16 protein-coding genes are annotated in these 14916 nt (G+C 77.3%); 13 read left to right on the top strand and 3 right to left on the bottom strand.

Annotation, left to right across the window (positions count from 1 at the left end; all coding sequences use genetic code 11):
* Nucleotides 1–30 precede the first annotated feature (30 nt).
* Genes ACI79B_RS09050 through ACI79B_RS09025 form a run of 6 tightly spaced genes read left to right on the top strand, consistent with a single transcriptional unit; the run spans nt 31 to nt 5076 of the window.
* A complete protein-coding gene (locus ACI79B_RS09050; RefSeq protein ID WP_456926949.1) occupies nt 31–435 on the top strand; it encodes a helix-turn-helix domain-containing protein in 405 nt (134 codons plus the stop codon).
* Nucleotides 436–467: 32 nt separating this feature from the next.
* The gene (locus ACI79B_RS09045) at nt 468–779 is read left to right on the top strand and encodes a metal-sensitive transcriptional regulator (protein ID WP_456926948.1); all 312 of its coding nucleotides are present in this window, start codon (nt 468–470) and stop codon (nt 777–779) included.
* A 29-nt stretch (nt 780–808) separates the two neighbouring features.
* Nucleotides 809–1018, top strand: a complete 210-nt coding sequence (locus ACI79B_RS09040) for a heavy-metal-associated domain-containing protein (protein ID WP_456926947.1) — start codon at nt 809–811, stop codon at nt 1016–1018.
* A gap of 25 nt (nt 1019–1043) precedes the next feature.
* The gene (locus ACI79B_RS09035) at nt 1044–1913 is read left to right on the top strand and encodes a hypothetical protein (RefSeq protein ID WP_456926946.1); all 870 of its coding nucleotides are present in this window, start codon (nt 1044–1046) and stop codon (nt 1911–1913) included.
* A 35-nt stretch (nt 1914–1948) separates the two neighbouring features.
* Nucleotides 1949–4180 (top strand): heavy metal translocating P-type ATPase, encoded by a 2232-nt coding sequence (locus ACI79B_RS09030; protein ID WP_456927103.1) that lies wholly within the window; start codon nt 1949–1951, stop codon nt 4178–4180.
* Entirely contained in the window at nt 4177–5076 is a 900-nt protein-coding gene (locus ACI79B_RS09025; protein WP_456926945.1) for an oxidoreductase, read from the top strand. Before ACI79B_RS09030 ends, ACI79B_RS09025 begins: the two co-directional genes overlap by 4 nt.
* 24 nt (nt 5077–5100) lie before the next feature.
* On the opposite strand, the gene ACI79B_RS09020 is transcribed toward ACI79B_RS09025, so the two are convergent.
* On the bottom strand, nt 5101–6030 hold the full coding sequence (locus ACI79B_RS09020; RefSeq protein WP_456926944.1) for a M56 family metallopeptidase: 930 nt from the start codon (nt 6028–6030) through the stop codon (nt 5101–5103).
* 1 nt (nt 6031) lies between these two features.
* A complete protein-coding gene (locus ACI79B_RS09015; RefSeq protein ID WP_456926943.1) occupies nt 6032–6391 on the bottom strand; it encodes a BlaI/MecI/CopY family transcriptional regulator in 360 nt (119 codons plus the stop codon).
* Between the two features lie 207 nt (nt 6392–6598).
* Here ACI79B_RS09015 and ACI79B_RS09010 point away from each other — a divergent pair, with 207 nt between their 5' ends.
* The 3 genes from ACI79B_RS09010 to cydC are packed head-to-tail and all read left to right on the top strand — an operon-like array spanning nt 6599 to nt 12560.
* Entirely contained in the window at nt 6599–8152 is a 1554-nt protein-coding gene (locus ACI79B_RS09010; RefSeq protein WP_456926942.1) for a cytochrome ubiquinol oxidase subunit I, read from the top strand.
* 14 nt (nt 8153–8166) lie between these two features.
* A complete protein-coding gene (gene cydB / locus ACI79B_RS09005) occupies nt 8167–9174 on the top strand; it encodes a cytochrome d ubiquinol oxidase subunit II (protein ID WP_456926941.1) in 1008 nt (335 codons plus the stop codon).
* Entirely contained in the window at nt 9171–12560 is a 3390-nt protein-coding gene (gene cydC, locus ACI79B_RS09000; protein ID WP_456926940.1) for a thiol reductant ABC exporter subunit CydC, read from the top strand. The genes cydB and cydC overlap by 4 nt, the downstream gene beginning before the upstream one ends.
* 93 nt (nt 12561–12653) lie before the next feature.
* On the opposite strand, the gene ACI79B_RS08995 is transcribed toward cydC, so the two are convergent.
* A complete protein-coding gene (locus tag ACI79B_RS08995) occupies nt 12654–12965 on the bottom strand; it encodes a hypothetical protein (protein WP_456926939.1) in 312 nt (103 codons plus the stop codon).
* A gap of 301 nt (nt 12966–13266) precedes the next feature.
* On the opposite strand from ACI79B_RS08995, the gene ACI79B_RS08990 reads away from it, so the two are divergent.
* The 4 genes from ACI79B_RS08990 to ACI79B_RS08975 are packed head-to-tail and all read left to right on the top strand — an operon-like array spanning nt 13267 to nt 14916.
* Nucleotides 13267–13662 (top strand): nuclear transport factor 2 family protein, encoded by a 396-nt coding sequence (locus ACI79B_RS08990; protein WP_456926938.1) that lies wholly within the window; start codon nt 13267–13269, stop codon nt 13660–13662.
* A 26-nt stretch (nt 13663–13688) separates the two neighbouring features.
* Nucleotides 13689–14099, top strand: a complete 411-nt coding sequence (locus ACI79B_RS08985) for a nuclear transport factor 2 family protein (RefSeq protein ID WP_456926937.1) — start codon at nt 13689–13691, stop codon at nt 14097–14099.
* Nucleotides 14096–14521, top strand: coding sequence for a nuclear transport factor 2 family protein (locus ACI79B_RS08980; RefSeq protein ID WP_456926936.1), 426 nt, complete (start codon nt 14096–14098; stop codon nt 14519–14521). Before ACI79B_RS08985 ends, ACI79B_RS08980 begins: the two co-directional genes overlap by 4 nt.
* The gene (locus tag ACI79B_RS08975; protein ID WP_456926935.1) at nt 14518–14916 is read left to right on the top strand and encodes a nuclear transport factor 2 family protein; all 399 of its coding nucleotides are present in this window, start codon (nt 14518–14520) and stop codon (nt 14914–14916) included. Before ACI79B_RS08980 ends, ACI79B_RS08975 begins: the two co-directional genes overlap by 4 nt.

Here is a 14916-nt window from a genome sequence, read left to right as displayed (position 1 = left end):
GGCCCCGCACCGCAGGGAGGAGGAGGTCCCGTGGCCGGCCCCGTCGACCGCCAGCAGGGCGACCCGCAGCAGGCCGACCCCGCGGCCGACGCCGTGCGCCGGCTCGACGACCCCGACTTCCCGGCGCTGACGATGAGCCAGGCCGCCGCGCTGCTCGGCGTCCAGGCCGCCTTCCTGCGCAGCCTCGACGGCTCCGGGGTCCTGCAGCCGCACCGCTCCCCCGGCGGCCACCGGCGCTACTCGCGCCACCAGCTCGTCCTCGCCGCGCGGCTGCGCGGCCTGCTCGACGACGGCCACACGCTCGCCTCCGCCGAGGTCATCCTCGGCCTGCAGGACGAGCTCGCCGACGCCCGCGCCGCCACCGTCCGCCTGCGCGAGACCGTCGCCCGCCTGCGCGCCGGCCGCCCGGAGGAACCGGAGCAGGACGGCAGTTGATACCCCCTGGGGGTAGGGGTACAGTCGGCCGCGTGACCGACTCGGAGAACGCCCCCGGCCACGTCCACGGCTACATCCACCGCAAGGACGACCACCTCAAGCGGCTGCGCCGCATCGAGGGGCAGGCCCGCGGGCTGCAGCGCATGGTCGAGGACGAGAAGTACTGCATCGACATCCTCACCCAGGTCTCGGCGATGACCTCCGCGCTGCAGTCGGTGGCGCTGAGCCTGCTCGAGGAGCACCTGTCGCACTGCGTCGCCGAGGCCGTCGCCACCGGCGGCCCGGAGGCCGACGCGAAGGTCCGCGAGGCCTCCGCCGCGATCGCCCGGCTCGTCCGCTCCTGATCCCCGCCCCCACCCCGGAGGACCCCGCCATGAGCACCGCCAGCTACACCGTCACCGGCATGACCTGCCAGCACTGCGTCGCCTCGGTCACCGAGGAGGTCAGCGAGATCCCCGGCGTCACCGACGTCGAGGTGGACCTGGCCAGCGGCGGCCTGACCGTCACCAGCGACGCCCCCGTCGACGACGCCGCCGTGCGCGCCGCCGTCGCGGAGGCCGGCTACGAGGTCGCCGGCCGCTGACGCGGCCGGTCGGGAGGGAGCCGTCGTGCGCACCGCCACCCGGGTCGCCGCCGTCCTCGGCACCGCGGCCGCCGTCCTCGGCGCCGGCTGGGGCGTGGGCGCCCTCGCCGGACCGGTGGGCGCGCCCCCGGCCGCCGTCGAGGAGCACGCGGGCGACGGCGGGCACGAGGCGGCGGCTCCCGCCGGGCAGCACGACCTGCCCGCCGGGCTCGCCGTCTCCGCCGAGGGCCACACCCTCGACCTCGCCGACGACGCCCTGCCCGCCGGCGCCGCCGTCCCGCTGTCGTTCCGGCTGCTCGGTCCCGACGGCGCCCCGGTGACCGCCTACGAGACCGTGCACGAGCAGGACCTGCACCTGGTCGTCGTCCGCCGGGACCTCACCGGCTACCAGCACGTGCACCCGGAGATGTCCCCCGACGGCACCTGGACGACGACGGTCGCGCTCGAGCCCGGCGCCTGGCGGGTGCTGGCCGACGCCACGCCCACCGACCTCGGCGAGGACCTCGTGCTCGGCGCCGACCTCGCCGTGGGGGGCGCCTGGGAGCCCGCGCCGCTGCCCGACCCCGCGGCGACCGCGGAGGTGGACGGCTACACCGTCAGCCTCGACGGCGACCTGGTGGCCGGCCGGGAGTCCGAGGTCGTGCTCACCGTGAGCCGCGACGGCGTGCCGGTGACCGACCTGCAGCCGTACCTCGGCGCCCGCGGCCACCTGGTCGCGCTGCGCGCCGGTGACCTCGGCTACCTGCACGTCCACCCCACCGGGGACTCCGGCGGGCAGGTCCGCTTCGCCGTCGAGGTGCCCGCGGCCGGCGCGCACCGGCTGTTCCTCGACTTCCGCCACGGCGACGTGGTCCGCACCGCCGCCTTCACCCTCACCGCCCGGAGCGCCCCGTGAGCACCCCCACGCAGATCGAGCTGTCGATCGGCGGCATGACCTGCGCGTCGTGCGCGGCCCGCATCGAGAAGAAGCTCAACCGGCTCGACGGCGTGACCGCCACCGTCAACTACGCGACGGAGAAGGCCCGGGTCACCTTCGGCGACGGCGTCGCGCCCGGGGACCTGGTCGCGACCGTGGAGAAGGCCGGCTACACCGCCGCCCTCCCCGCGCCGCCCGAGGAGGACGCCCCCGAGGCCGATCCGGACGCCGGGCTGCGGCGGCGGCTGCTCGTCTCGGCGGTGCTCAGCCTGCCGGTCGTCCTGCTCGGGATGGTCCCGGCGCTGCAGTTCGAGTACTGGCAGTGGGCCTCGCTGACGCTGGCCGCGCCGGTCGTCGTCTGGGGCGGCCGGCCGTTCCACCGCGCCGCCTGGACCAACCTCCGCCACGGCGCGGCGACCATGGACACCCTCGTCTCGCTGGGCACCCTCGCCGCGTTCGGCTGGTCGCTGTACGCGCTGTTCCTCGGCACCGCCGGCGAGCCCGGGATGACCCACCCGTTCTCGCTGGCCGTCACCCGCGGCGACGGCAGCGGCGACGTCTACCTCGAGGCCGCCGCGGGCGTGACCACCTTCCTGCTGGCCGGCCGCTACGCCGAGGCGCGCGCCAAGCGGCGGGCCGGGTCGGCGCTGCGGGCGCTGCTGGAGATGGGCGCCAAGGAGGTGTCCGTGCTGCGCGGCGGCGCCGAGGTCCGCGTGCCGGTGGAGCAGCTGCGGGCCGGTGACCTGTTCGTCGTCCGGCCCGGCGAGCGGGTGGCCACCGACGGCGAGGTCGTCGAGGGCTCCTCCGCCGTCGACGCCTCGATGCTCACCGGCGAGTCGGTGCCGGTGGAGGTCGGCCCGGGCGACGCCGTCGTCGGGGCCACGGTCAACGCCGGCGGCCGGCTGGTCGTGCGGGCGACCCGGGTCGGCGCGGACACCCAGCTCGCGCAGATGGCCCGGCTGGTCGAGGAGGCGCAGAACGGCAAGGCGCAGGTGCAGCGGCTGGCCGACCGGGTGTCCGGGGTGTTCGTGCCGGTCGTGCTCGCGCTCGCGCTGGCCACCCTGGGCTTCTGGATCGGCACCGGCGCCGGCGTGGCCGGGGCGTTCCCCGCCGCCGTCGCCGTGCTGATCATCGCCTGCCCCTGCGCGCTCGGGCTGGCCACGCCGACCGCGCTCATGGTCGGCACCGGCCGCGGCGCGCAGCTCGGCATCCTCGTGCGCGGCCCGGAGGTGCTGGAGTCCACGCGCCGGGTCGACACCGTCGTGCTCGACAAGACCGGCACCGTCACCACCGGCCGGATGAGCCTGGCCGACGTCGTCGCCGCCGACGGCGAGGACGCGGCCGAGGTGCTGCGCCGGGCCGGCGCGCTGGAGGACGCCTCCGAGCACCCGATCGCCGCGGCCGTGGCGTCCGCCGCCCGCGAGCGCACCGGTGCGCTGCCCGCCGTCACCGGCTTCCGCAGCGAGGCCGGGTTGGGCGTCCGCGGCACCGTCGAGGGCGTGCCGGTCGTCGTCGGCCGGCCCGCGCTGGTGGGCCCGCTGCCCCCGGAGCTGGCCGCGGCGGCAGCCGACACGGACGCCGCCGGGCGCACCGCGGTCGCCGTGGGCTGGGACGGCGCCGCGCGCGGCGTGCTCGTCGTCGCCGACACCGTCAAGCCGACGTCGGCGGCCGCCGTCCGCCAGTTCCGCGCGCTCGGGCTGCGGCCGGTGCTGCTCACCGGCGACTCGGCCGCCGCGGCCCGCGCGGTCGCCGCCGAGGTCGGCATCGACGACGTCGTCGCCGAGGTGCTGCCGCAGGACAAGGTCGACGCCGTCCGGCGGCTGCAGGCCGGGGGCGCGACGGTGGCGATGGTCGGCGACGGCGTCAACGACGCGGCTGCGCTGGCGCAGGCCGACCTGGGGCTGGCGATGGGCACCGGCACCGACGTCGCCATCCAGGCCAGCGACCTCACCCTCGTCCGCGGCGACCTGCGCGCCGCCGCCGACGCCGTCCGGCTGGCCCGTCGCACGCTCGCGGTGATCAAGGGGAACCTGTTCTGGGCGTTCGCCTACAACGTCGCCGCGCTGCCGCTGGCGATGGCGGGGCTGCTCAACCCGATGATCGCCGGGGCCGCGATGGCGTTCAGCTCGGTCTTCGTCGTCACCAACAGCCTGCGGCTGCGCCGGTTCCGGCCGCTGCCGGGCAACGACACCACGGCGGTGCCCTCCGGCACGCCGGCGCCCGCACCCGCGTTGGACCCGGCATGACGAGCCGCCGCTGGACCACCGCCGACGTCCCCGACCAGACCGGGCGCACCGCCGTCGTCACCGGCGCCACGAGCGGGCTGGGCCTGGCCACCGCGCGGGCGCTCGCGGAGCGGGGCGCGCGGGTGGTGCTCGCCGTCCGCGACACCACCCGCGGGGAGGCGGCGGCCGCCGGGCTGCCCGGGGACGTCGAGGTGCGCCGGCTGGACCTGGCCGACCTGGCCTCGGTGCGCGCCTTCGCCGGGGCGTGGGACGGCCCGCTCGACGTCCTGGTGAACAACGCCGGGATCATGATGGTGCCCGAGGGCCGCACCGCCGACGGCTTCGAGCTGCAGTTCGGCACCAACCACCTCGGCCACTTCGCGCTGACCAACCTGCTGCTGCCGCACGTCACCGACCGGGTGGTGACCCTGTCGTCGGGGGCGCACCGGATGGGCGCGATCGACCTCGACGACCTCGACTGGGAGCGGCGGCGCTACTCCGCCGAGCGCGCGTACGGCGCCTCGAAGCTGGCCAACCTGCTGTTCACGCTGGAGCTGCAGCGCCGGCTGACCGCCGCGGGCTCGCCGGTGCGGGCCATGGCGGCGCACCCGGGCTGGTCGGCCACCAACCTGCAGGGCCGCACCGGGAACCGGCTGAAGGACGCGTTCGCGCTCCTGGGCAACCGGGTGGTCGCCCAGTCCGCGGAGCAGGGCGCGCTGCCGACGCTGTTCGCCGCGACCGCTGACCTCCCCGGCGGCAGCTACGCCGGGCCGGACGGGCTGGGCGAGCTGCGCGGGTACCCGACGCTGGTCGGCCGGACGGCCGCGGCCAGCGACGCCGACCTCGCGGCCCGCCTCTGGACGGCGTCCGCGCGGCTCACCGGCGTCGACTTCCCGGCGGCCCTGCCCACCCGCTGACCCGCCTCGCGCGCGGGAGGGGGCCTACAGGGCCGGGAGCAGGAGCAGGACGGTCGGGACCAGGAGGAGCAGGCCCGCGCCGAGCAGGACGGCGGCCCGGGCGGCGGCCGGCAGCGGGGCCGGCGGGCTGACCAGCCGCAGCACCCGGGCGGCGACCGCGCTGCCGGTCACCGACAGCGCCCCGCTCGGCACGCCCCCGCCCGCGCCCCCGGCCGTGACGACGATCGCCTGCGCCAGCGTGCGCCGCGGGTCGGGCCCGGCCAGCGAGCCCACCGCGCGGTCGTCGGCGCGCATCTCCACCAGCTCGCGCACGGCGGCGTGCGCCCGGGCGGCCGCGGGCAGCACCGGCAGCGCCGCCTCCCACGCGACGAACGGCAGCAGGTAGAGGTGGTGGTGCTCGGCCAGGTGCGCCCGCTCGTGCGCGACGACGGCGGCCAGCTGCCCGTCGTCGAGCTCGGCGACCATGCCCGAGGACAGCACCAGCAGCGGGCGGGCGCCGGGGATGCAGAACGCGACCGGCGCGGGGTGCTCGAGCAGCCGGGCGTCGGGGGCGGCCGGGGACGGCTGCACGACCAGCTCCAGCAGCGCCCGGTGCCGCCGCCGCGTGCGCGCGGTGCGCACCCACGACAGCGCGAGGACGCCGAGCAGCTCGGCGGCGAGGACGCCGGCGAGGGTGAGGGTGACCCAGTGGTCGCCGCGGACCGGGTCGCGGGCCGGGTGCCCGGTCAGCACCGCCCAGCCGGCCTCGGGCAGCGAGTGGCCCCACGGCGCCAGCCCGTGCACGAGCAGCGCGCCGATGATCGACAGGCCGCCGGCCAGCCCGATCGCCTGCCAGGAGACCAGCGCCACCAGCGGGTCGCGCCGGGGCCACCGGGCGCGGCCGAGCAGCGCCGGCACCGGCCAGGCGAGCAGGGCGGCGAGGACCGCGAGCGCCGCGGCGGTCGCGGGCAGCACGTCAGCGGGCGTCCGGCGCCGTCTCGCTGAGCAGCTGCCGCAGGAGGCGGGCCTCCTCGGGGTCGACGCCGCCGACGAACCGGGCGAGCACCGCCTGCCGGTCGCCGGCCTGGCCGAGGACCTCGTGCATGAGCTCGGCGGCGTGGTCGGCGCGGCTGGCCCGCGGGCGGAAGCGGCGCGGCCGGGCGTCGTCGTGCTCGACGAAGCCCTTGGCCTCCAGCCGGGACAGCACGGTGTGCACGGTGGTGAGCGCGAGCTCGCGGTCGGCCAGCGCGTCGCGCAGCCCGGCCGCGGCCACCGGACCGTCGGCCGCCCACAGCACGTCCATGACGGTGCGCTCCAGGTCCCCCAGCGACGCCACGACGACTCCTCCCGGCTCGGTTTCTCTACCCAGCGTAGAACGCGCCCCGCGGGCCGGTCGTGCCCCTGGTCCCTGCCCGGCGGGACGAACGTCCCTGCCTGTCCGCGACCTCACACGCCGATCGTCTACGCGGCGTAGAAAACGAGTTCTACAGGGCGTAGAAATAGTGTGTCGGCTCGAGAGCGGCACAGACGAGGAGCAGCGCGCGTGGACGTGCTCGACATCGCCCGGTGGCAGTTCGGCATCACGACCGTCTACCACTTCCTGATGGTCCCGCTGACCATCGGACTGGGGATCCTGGTGGCGGTCATGCACACCCTCTGGGTGCGCACCGGCAAGCCGGAGTGGCTGCGGATGACGCGCTTCTGGGGCCGCGTCTACCTGGTCAACTTCGTGCTCGGCGTGGCCACCGGCCTGGTCCAGGAGTTCCAGTTCGGCCTGGCGTGGAGCGAGTACTCGCGCTTCGTCGGGGACGTGTTCGGCTCGCTGCTGGCGATGGAGGCGCTGCTCGCCTTCTTCCTCGAGTCGACCTTCCTCGGCCTGTGGATCTTCGGCTGGGGCCGCATCCCGAAGAAGCTGCACCTGGCGGCACTGTGGGCCGCGGTGATCGGCTCGATCGTCAGCGCGTACTTCATCATCGCGGCCAACTCGTGGATGCAGCACCCGGTCGGCGTCACCGTCGGCGAGGACGGCCGCCCGCAGCAGGTCGACTTCCTCGCCGTCCTGACCAACAACACCGCCCTGGCCGCGTTCAGCCACGCGATCGTCGCCGCGCTGATGGTCGCCGGCGCCCTGCTCGTCGGCATCGGCCTGTACCGGCTGCGCAAGCGGAAGCTGGCCGGCGCCCCGACCACGGACGTCGACGACACGGTCTGGCGCCGCTCGGTGCGCCTCGGCGGGTACGTGTCGCTGGCCGCCTTCGTCCTGGTCGCCGTCACCGGCGACTGGCAGGGCAAGCTCATGTACGCGCAGCAGCCGCTGAAGATGAGCTCGGCCGAGGCGCTGTGCGAGACCGAGGCGCCGGCGCCGTTCTCGGTCTTCGCCTGGGGCAAGCTCGGCTCCAACGAGTGCGACGACGTCCACAGCTGGACCGTCCCCGGCCTGCTCTCCTTCCTCGCGCACAGCGACTTCGAGACCGCCGTCCCCGGCGTCAACGAGCTGCAGGAGGAGTACGCCGCCGTCTACGGCGAGACCTACCCCGACGACCCGTCCTTCGGCGACCGCGCCGGCCAGGAGATCGACTACACCCCGGTGCTCGCGGTCACCTACTGGAGCTTCCGGCTCATGATCGGCATGGGCGCGGTCTCGGCCGGCGTCGCCGCCTACGCGCTGTGGGTCACCCGCCGCGGCCGCGTGCCGACGTCGCGGATCGGCGTCTACGGCGCGCTGCTCGCCGTCTGCGCGCCCTTCGTGGCCAACGCGGCCGGCTGGGTGTTCACCGAGATGGGCCGGCAGCCCTTCGTCGTCTACCCGAACCCGGACGTGCCCGTGGACGAGCAGGTGTGGTTCTTCACCGCCCAGGCCGTCTCCCCCGGCATCACCGCCGCCGAGGTCTGGACGTCGCTGATCAGCCTCGGCCTGCTCTACGGCGCGCTCGCCGTCGTCGAACTGTTCCTCCTCGTGCGGCTGGCCCGCCGCGGCGTCACCACCGGGGACACGACGCCGACCCCGCCGGCGGTCGGGTCGTCCCGCAGGGACGACGACGACCCGCGTCCGGGCGACGACCGGGCCGACGACGACGTCCTCTCCTTCGCGTACTGACCGGAGTGCCTGACATGGACCTGCAGACCCTGTGGTTCGCCGCCGTCGCGGTGCTGTGGACCGGCTTCCTGCTGCTCGAGGGGTTCGACTTCGGCGTCGCCGCGCTGCTGCCGGTGCTCGGCCGGCGCACCGCCGACCGGCACCTCATGCTCCGCACGATCGGCCCGGTGTGGGACGGCAACGAGGTCTGGCTGATCACAGCCGCCGGCGCGGTGTTCGCCGCCTTCCCCGGCTGGTACGCCACCTGGCTGCCGGCGCTGTACCTGCCCTTCGTCCTGGTGCTGCTCGGCCTGATCGTGCGGGCGGTGGCCTTCGAGTGGCGGCACAGCTCGCACGACCCGCGCTGGGACGCCGCCTGGACCCGCGTCATCACCGGCGGCTCGCTGGTGGCCGCGGCGGGCGTGGGCGCGGCGCTGGCCGCCACCACCCTCGGCCTGCCGATCGACGCCGACGGCAACCGGGTCGGCGGTGCGTTCGCCGGGCTCGGTTGGTCCGCGCTGCTCGGCGCGGCCGCGGTGGTCGGCTACTCGCTGGTGCACGGCGCGCTGTTCCTCGCGCTCAAGACCGACGGCCCGCTGCGGCGGCGGGCGCGGGCGTTCGCGCTGCGCTGGTCGCCGGTGGCCGCGCTGCCGCTGCTGGCGTGGGCCGGGCTGGTGCAGCTGCGCTCGGGCACGGCGCTCACCGGCGCGCTGTGGCTGGTGGCCGCGCTCGCCGTCGTCGTGACCTGGACCCGGGTGCGGCTGGACCGCGAGGGGCAGGCGTTCGCGGGCTGGGCGACCGTGCTGCTCGCCTCGGCGGCCACCCTGTTCGGCTCGGCCTACCCGGTGGTCGTGTCCTCGACGGTCGACCCGGCCTTCGACGTCACCATCGCCGAGGCCTCGGTCAGCGACTACACGCTCACCGTGATGACCTGGGTGGCCGCGGTCGGCCTGCCGGTGGTGCTCGCCTACCAGGCCTGGACCTACTGGGTGTTCCGCCGCCGCCTGACCGCCGAGCCGCAGTCCGAGCCGGTGGTCGCGTGACCCGCCGTCCACGCGCGGGAGGCGAGCCGCGCGGGCCGCTGGCCCCGCTGGCCGGCGTGCCGGGGCTGCCCGGCGCGCTGGCCCGGGCGGCGGCCGCGGCCCTCGGCTCGACGGCGGGGCTCGTGCTGCTCGCCGCCGGCCTCGCGCACGCCGTCGCCCGGGCCGCCGGGTACGCCGACGGCGCCCTGACCGGCCCGCTCGCGGTCGCCGCCGCCGGCGCCGTGCTGCGGGCGCTGGCCGGCACCCTCGGCGAGCGGGCCGCCGCCCGCGACGCCCGCCGCGCCGAGGACGCGCTGCGCCGCGCGCTGCTCGACCGGCTGGCCGCCTCCCCCGCCGCGGTCGCCGCCGCGGGCGGCCCGGCGCCGGCCGCGGTGCTGGCCACCACCCGGCTGGCCGACCTCGCGCCCGCCCTGGCCACCTACCTGCCGGCGCTCGCGCAGACCGCCGTCGTCCCGCCGGTGCTGCTGGTCGTGCTCGCCGCCACCGACCTGCTCTCGGCCGGCCTGGTCGCGGCCACCCTGCCGCTGGTGCCGCTGTTCATGGCGCTGGTCGGACTGGCCACCCGCGACGGCACCACCGGCGCCGCCCGCGCCCTGGACCGGCTGGCCGCGCACGTCGCCGAGCTGGTCCGCGGCCTGCCGGTGCTGGTCGGCCTCGGCCGCGCCGCCGACCAGGTGACCGCGCTCGCCGGGCTGGGCGAGGCCACCCGCCGCCGCACGCTGGCCACCCTGCGCCTCGCGTTCCTCTCCGCACTGGTGCTGGAGCTGATCGCCACGCTGTCGGTGGCGCTGGTCGCGGTCACCGTGGGCCTGCGGCTGGTGCACGGCGACCTCGCGCTCGCCGTCGGGCTCACCGCGCTGCTGCTCGCCCCCGAGGCCTTCGCCCCGCTGCGCGCGCTGGGCACCGCCCACCACGCCGGCGAGGCCGCCACCCTGGCCGCCGCCGAGGCGCGCGCCGTGCCCGCCGCCCCGGTCGCCCCCGTCCCCCCGGCGGCGGCCGACGACGACCCGCGCGGCGCCGACGTCGCCGTCTCCGGGCTGACCGTGCGCCACCCCGGCCGCGCGCTGCCCGCCCTCCCGCCGGTCGACCTCGCGCTGCGCCCGGGCGAGCTCGTCGTGCTCCGCGGCCCCAGCGGCTCGGGCAAGTCCACCCTGCTGGCCGCGCTCACCGGCGCGCTCGACCCGGCCGCGGACGTCGCCGGCACCGTCACCGGCGTCCCCGCCGGCGCGGTCGCGCTGGTGCCGCAGCACCCCCGGACGACGGCGCGCACGGTGGCCGACGAGCTGCGCCGGCACGCCGCCGCCTCGCCGGGCGTGGACGCGGTGGTGGCCGAGGCGTTCGTCGTCGAGGCGCTGCAGCGGGTCGGCGCCGAGGCGCTGGCCGGGCGGGACTGCACCACCCTCTCCCCCGGCGAGCTGCAGCGGGTGGCGGTCGCGCGGGCGCTGGTGCGCGTGCGCCGCGGCGCCCGGCTGCTGCTGCTCGACGAGCCCACCGCGCACCTCGACGAGGCCTCGGCGGCCCGCGTCACCGCCGTCCTGGCCGGCCTGCGCGGCACGGTCACGGTCCTGCTGGTCACCCACGACCCGGCGCTGGCGGCGCTCGCCGACCGCACGGTGCCGCTGCCGGGCCCTGCGGTCCCGGCGCCCCCCGGCGCGACATCGGCGGTCTCGTGGCGATCGGCGGCTGATGGCCCCGAGACCGCCGATCTCGCGGGACCGGAGCCGGCCGCTCCCGCCACCACCACCCCGACGACGGGGCTCGGCTGGCCGCGGCGGGCGCTGCTGCGGGCGGTCGCGGCCGGCACTGCCTCGGCCGGCGCGGGCGTCGCGCTCACCGCGGTGAGCGGCTGGCTGATCGTCCGGGCGGCGGAGATGCCGCCGATCCTCACGCTGATGGTCGCCATCGTCGGCGTGCGCGCCTTCGGCCTCGGCCGCGCGGCGCTGCGCTGGGTGGAGCGGCTCACCGCGCACGACGCCGCCCTGCGGATGGCCGCCGACCTGCGGGTGCGCGTCTGGCGGGCACTGGCCGCGCAGGGCGTGGCCGCCGACCGGACGCCGGGCGGCGCGCTGGCCCGCGTGGTCGGCGACGTCGGCCTGGTGCAGGACCTGTCGGTGCGGGTGGTGCCGCCCGCGGCGGTCGCCGGCGCCGTCCCGGTGCTCACGCTGGCCGCGCTGGCGCTGCTCTCGCCGGCCGCCGCGGGCGCCGCGGCGCTCGTCCTCGCGCTCACCGCCGCGGGCGTGCTGCTGGTGCACCGGCGGGTCGACGCCGGCGCCGCCCGCACCGAGGGCGCGCTGCGGGTGGCCGCGCTGCGCGACGTCACCACCGCCCTCGACGGCGCGGCCGACCTGCGCGCGCACGGCCTCGCCGCCGCCACCGCCGCCGACCTCGCCGCGGTGGCGGGCAGCCGGTCCGCCGTCGCCGCGGCCGGCGCCCGGGCCGGCGCGCTGGGCACCGGGCTGGTCGTGCTCGGCACCGGGCTGGCCGCCGTCGCCGCCACCGCGGCCGGGGCGGCGTCGGGTCTCGGCGGCCCGGTGGTCGCGGTCCTCGGCCTGGCCCCGCTGGCGCTGGCCGAGCCGCTGGCCGGGCTGGTGTCCGCGCTGCAGCGGCGCGGCGCGCTCGCCGACGCCCGCGCCCGCCTCGACGCCGTCCTCACCGCCCCGGTGCCCGCCGACCCCGCCGACCCGCTGCCCGCCCCCGCGCCGGTGCGCGACCTCGCCGTCACCGACCTCGTCGCCGGCTGGCCCGGCGGTCCGGACGTGCTGCGCGGCCTGACCGCGCGGGCCGCCGCCGACGGCGACGGCTGGCTGGTGGTCCGCGGCCCGTCCGGTGCCGGCAAGTCCACCTTCCTCGCCGTGCTGCTCGCGGCGCTGCGCCCGCGGGCGGGGCGCTACGCGCTCGGCGGCATCGACACCGCCCGGCTGACCGGCGCGGCCGTGCGGGCCCGCACCGCCTGGCTGCCGCAGGACGCGCACGTGTTCGCCTCGACGATCCGCGCCAACCTGGCCCTGGCCGCACCGCGCGGCGAGCTGGCCGGCGCGGGCGGGGAGGAGCGGATGACCGCCGCGCTCACCGCCGCGGGCCTCGGCCCGCTGCTGGCCGGGCTGCCCGACGGGCTGGACACGCCGGTCGGCGCCGGCGGCACCGCGCTGTCCGGCGGGGAGCGGCGGCGGCTGGCCGCGGCCCGGGCCCTGCTGGCCGACCGCGACGTCGTCCTGCTCGACGAGCCGACCGCCCACCTGGACCCGCCGACGGCGGCCGCGCTGGTGCGGGACCTGCGCGCCGCGCTGGCCGGCCGGGTCGTCGTCTGCGTGACCCACGACGACGGCGTCGAGCAGGCCGGTGACACCGTGCTCGACCTGGGCGACCGGGTGGCGCTCACCGCCTGAGGACGGGACCCGGCAGCGCACGTCCCGGCGTCGCCGGCCCCCTCCGGGGGCCCACCCCGAGCCCGCGAGGGGCGGGGAGGAGGGGGTCCTTCCTCAGGCGGCCGCGGCGCCGGACCAGCGGCGGACGGCGGGCCGGACCCGGCGCACCTCGAAGCCGGGGCTGGCGGGCAGCCGCGGGTCGACGACGACCGGCACGCCGGCCGGCTCGCCGAGCGAGCGCGGACCGGTGCCGTGCCAGCCGAGCTGCGCGCCCAGGCGCTCGTAGAGCTCCGGCCGGACGGCGATCTCGCGGGGCGGCGCCGCGCCGGGCGCCCAGGCGACGGCGAGCAGGTCCCCGGCGGCGTCGGACGGGCCTGGGTGCGTGCTCGCGGGGAGAGGGACGACGGTGAGGGTCGTGGTGGCCATGACGAGCCTCCGTGGGCGGTTCCCCCGTGCTCCGTACAACGCCGGGGGGAACGAGGTCATGCCTACCGCCGGGGTCTGACAGTCCTCCCGTGCTACCCCGTGGCAGCGCCGGGAACCGCGCCGGCGGGGTCGTTCCCGGCGGGCACGCCGCGCCGCCGTCACCGCTGACCCAGGTCACCCCCGCACGGACGGACGGCGACCGCCACACCGGGCCGCGCAGCACCCCCTCCTCCCTCTCCCGCGCCGGGTCGACACTGCTCCCGCCGTCCACGGGGGACCCGTCCTCGGGAGGGAGAGCACCGTGTCCGACCACACCAATGCCACCCGCATCCGTGAGGGCTACGACGCGTTCGCCAAGGGGGACCTCGCCGCCCTGACCGAGCTGATGCGCGAGGACATCCGCTGGCACGAGCCCGGCGACGGCCCCCTGTCGGGTGACTACGAGGGGCCGCAGGCCGTGTTCGCCATGTTCGCCCGGTCCATGGAGCTGACGGAGAACAGCTTCCGGGTCGAGCCGGTCCAGGTGTGCGCCGACGACGAGCACGGCGTCGCCCTGGTCCGGTTCCTGGCCCACCGCGGCGACCGGCACCTGGACACGCTGGTCGCCCAGGTCTTCCGCTTCGACGGGGACGGCCGGGTGGCCGAGTTCTGGAACGCGCCCACCGAGCCGCAGGTCATGGAGGACTTCCTGCGCTGAGCCCGTCACTCCTGGAGGAGGCAGTCGTGACCACCGAGCACCCCAACCTCGCACGCATGCGGGAGGGCTACGCGGCGTTCGCCAAGGGGGACCTGGGCACCCTGACGGAGCTGTGGCGCGCGGACGTCCACTGGCACGAGCAGGGCAACGACCAGCTGGCCGGCGACTACGAGGGACCGCAGGCCGTCTTCGGCATGTTCGCGCGGCTCATGGAGCTGACCGAGAACAGCCTGCGGGTCGAGCCGCTGCTCGTCTGTGCCGACGACGAGCACGGCACCGCACTGGTGCGGGTCACCGCCCACCGCGGCGACCGGCACATGGACACGCTGGGCGTACACGTCGTCCGCTTCGACGGGGACGGGAAGCTGGCCGAGTTCTGGAACGCCCTCACCGAGCCGGACGCCGTCGACGCCTTCTTCGACGGGCAGCAGGCGTGACCGACGTCGCGCACCCGAACGTCGCGCGCCTGCACGAGGCGTTCGAGGCGTTCGGCAAGGGGGATCTCGACCGGCTGCAGGAGCTGTGGCGCCCGGACATCCGCTGGCACGAGCCCGGCCAGAACCGGCTCAGCGGCGACCACACCGGCATCGACGAGGTCTTCGAGCTCTTCAACCGGGTGTTCGTGCTGAGCGAGGGCACCTTCCGCGTCGAGCTGCAGGCGGCCTTCGCCGACGACACCGACGGCGCGGCGATCGTGCGGATCACCGCCTCCCGCGGCGACCGGCACCTCGACGTGCTCGCCGCCGACCTCGTCCGGTTCCAGGACGGGCTGGTCGCCGAGTTCTGGGAGGCGCACACCGACCAGGCCGCGATGGACGCGTTCTTCACCTGGCCGGCCGACGACGAGGAGGCGACGTGACCGGCTCCCCGCACCCCCACCTCACCGTGCTGCTGGAGGGCTACGAGGCCTTCGGCAAGGGCGACCTCGGCCGCCTCCCCGAGCTGTGGACCGACGACGTCCGGTGGCACGAGCCCGGGACGCACCCGCTCGCCGGCGACTACACCGGTCCGCAGGAGGTCGTCGGCCTCTTCGGCCTGGTCTTCGAGGTCACCGGGGGCAGCTTCCGGGTCGAGGTGCGATCCGCCTTCGCCGACGACACCGACGGCGTGGCGATCGTCCGCATGACCGCCCACCGCGGCGACCGGCACCTCGACGTCCTCGCCGCCCACCTGAACCGCTTCGAGGACGGGCGGATCGCCGAGTTCTGGGACGCGCACACCGACCAGGCCGCGATGGACGCGTTCTTCGGCTGA

The organism is Geodermatophilus sp. SYSU D00879 (genome assembly GCF_054050375.1).
The sequence above is the reverse complement of the archived record's forward strand: the minus strand, read 5'-3'. Positions and strand labels throughout refer to the sequence as shown.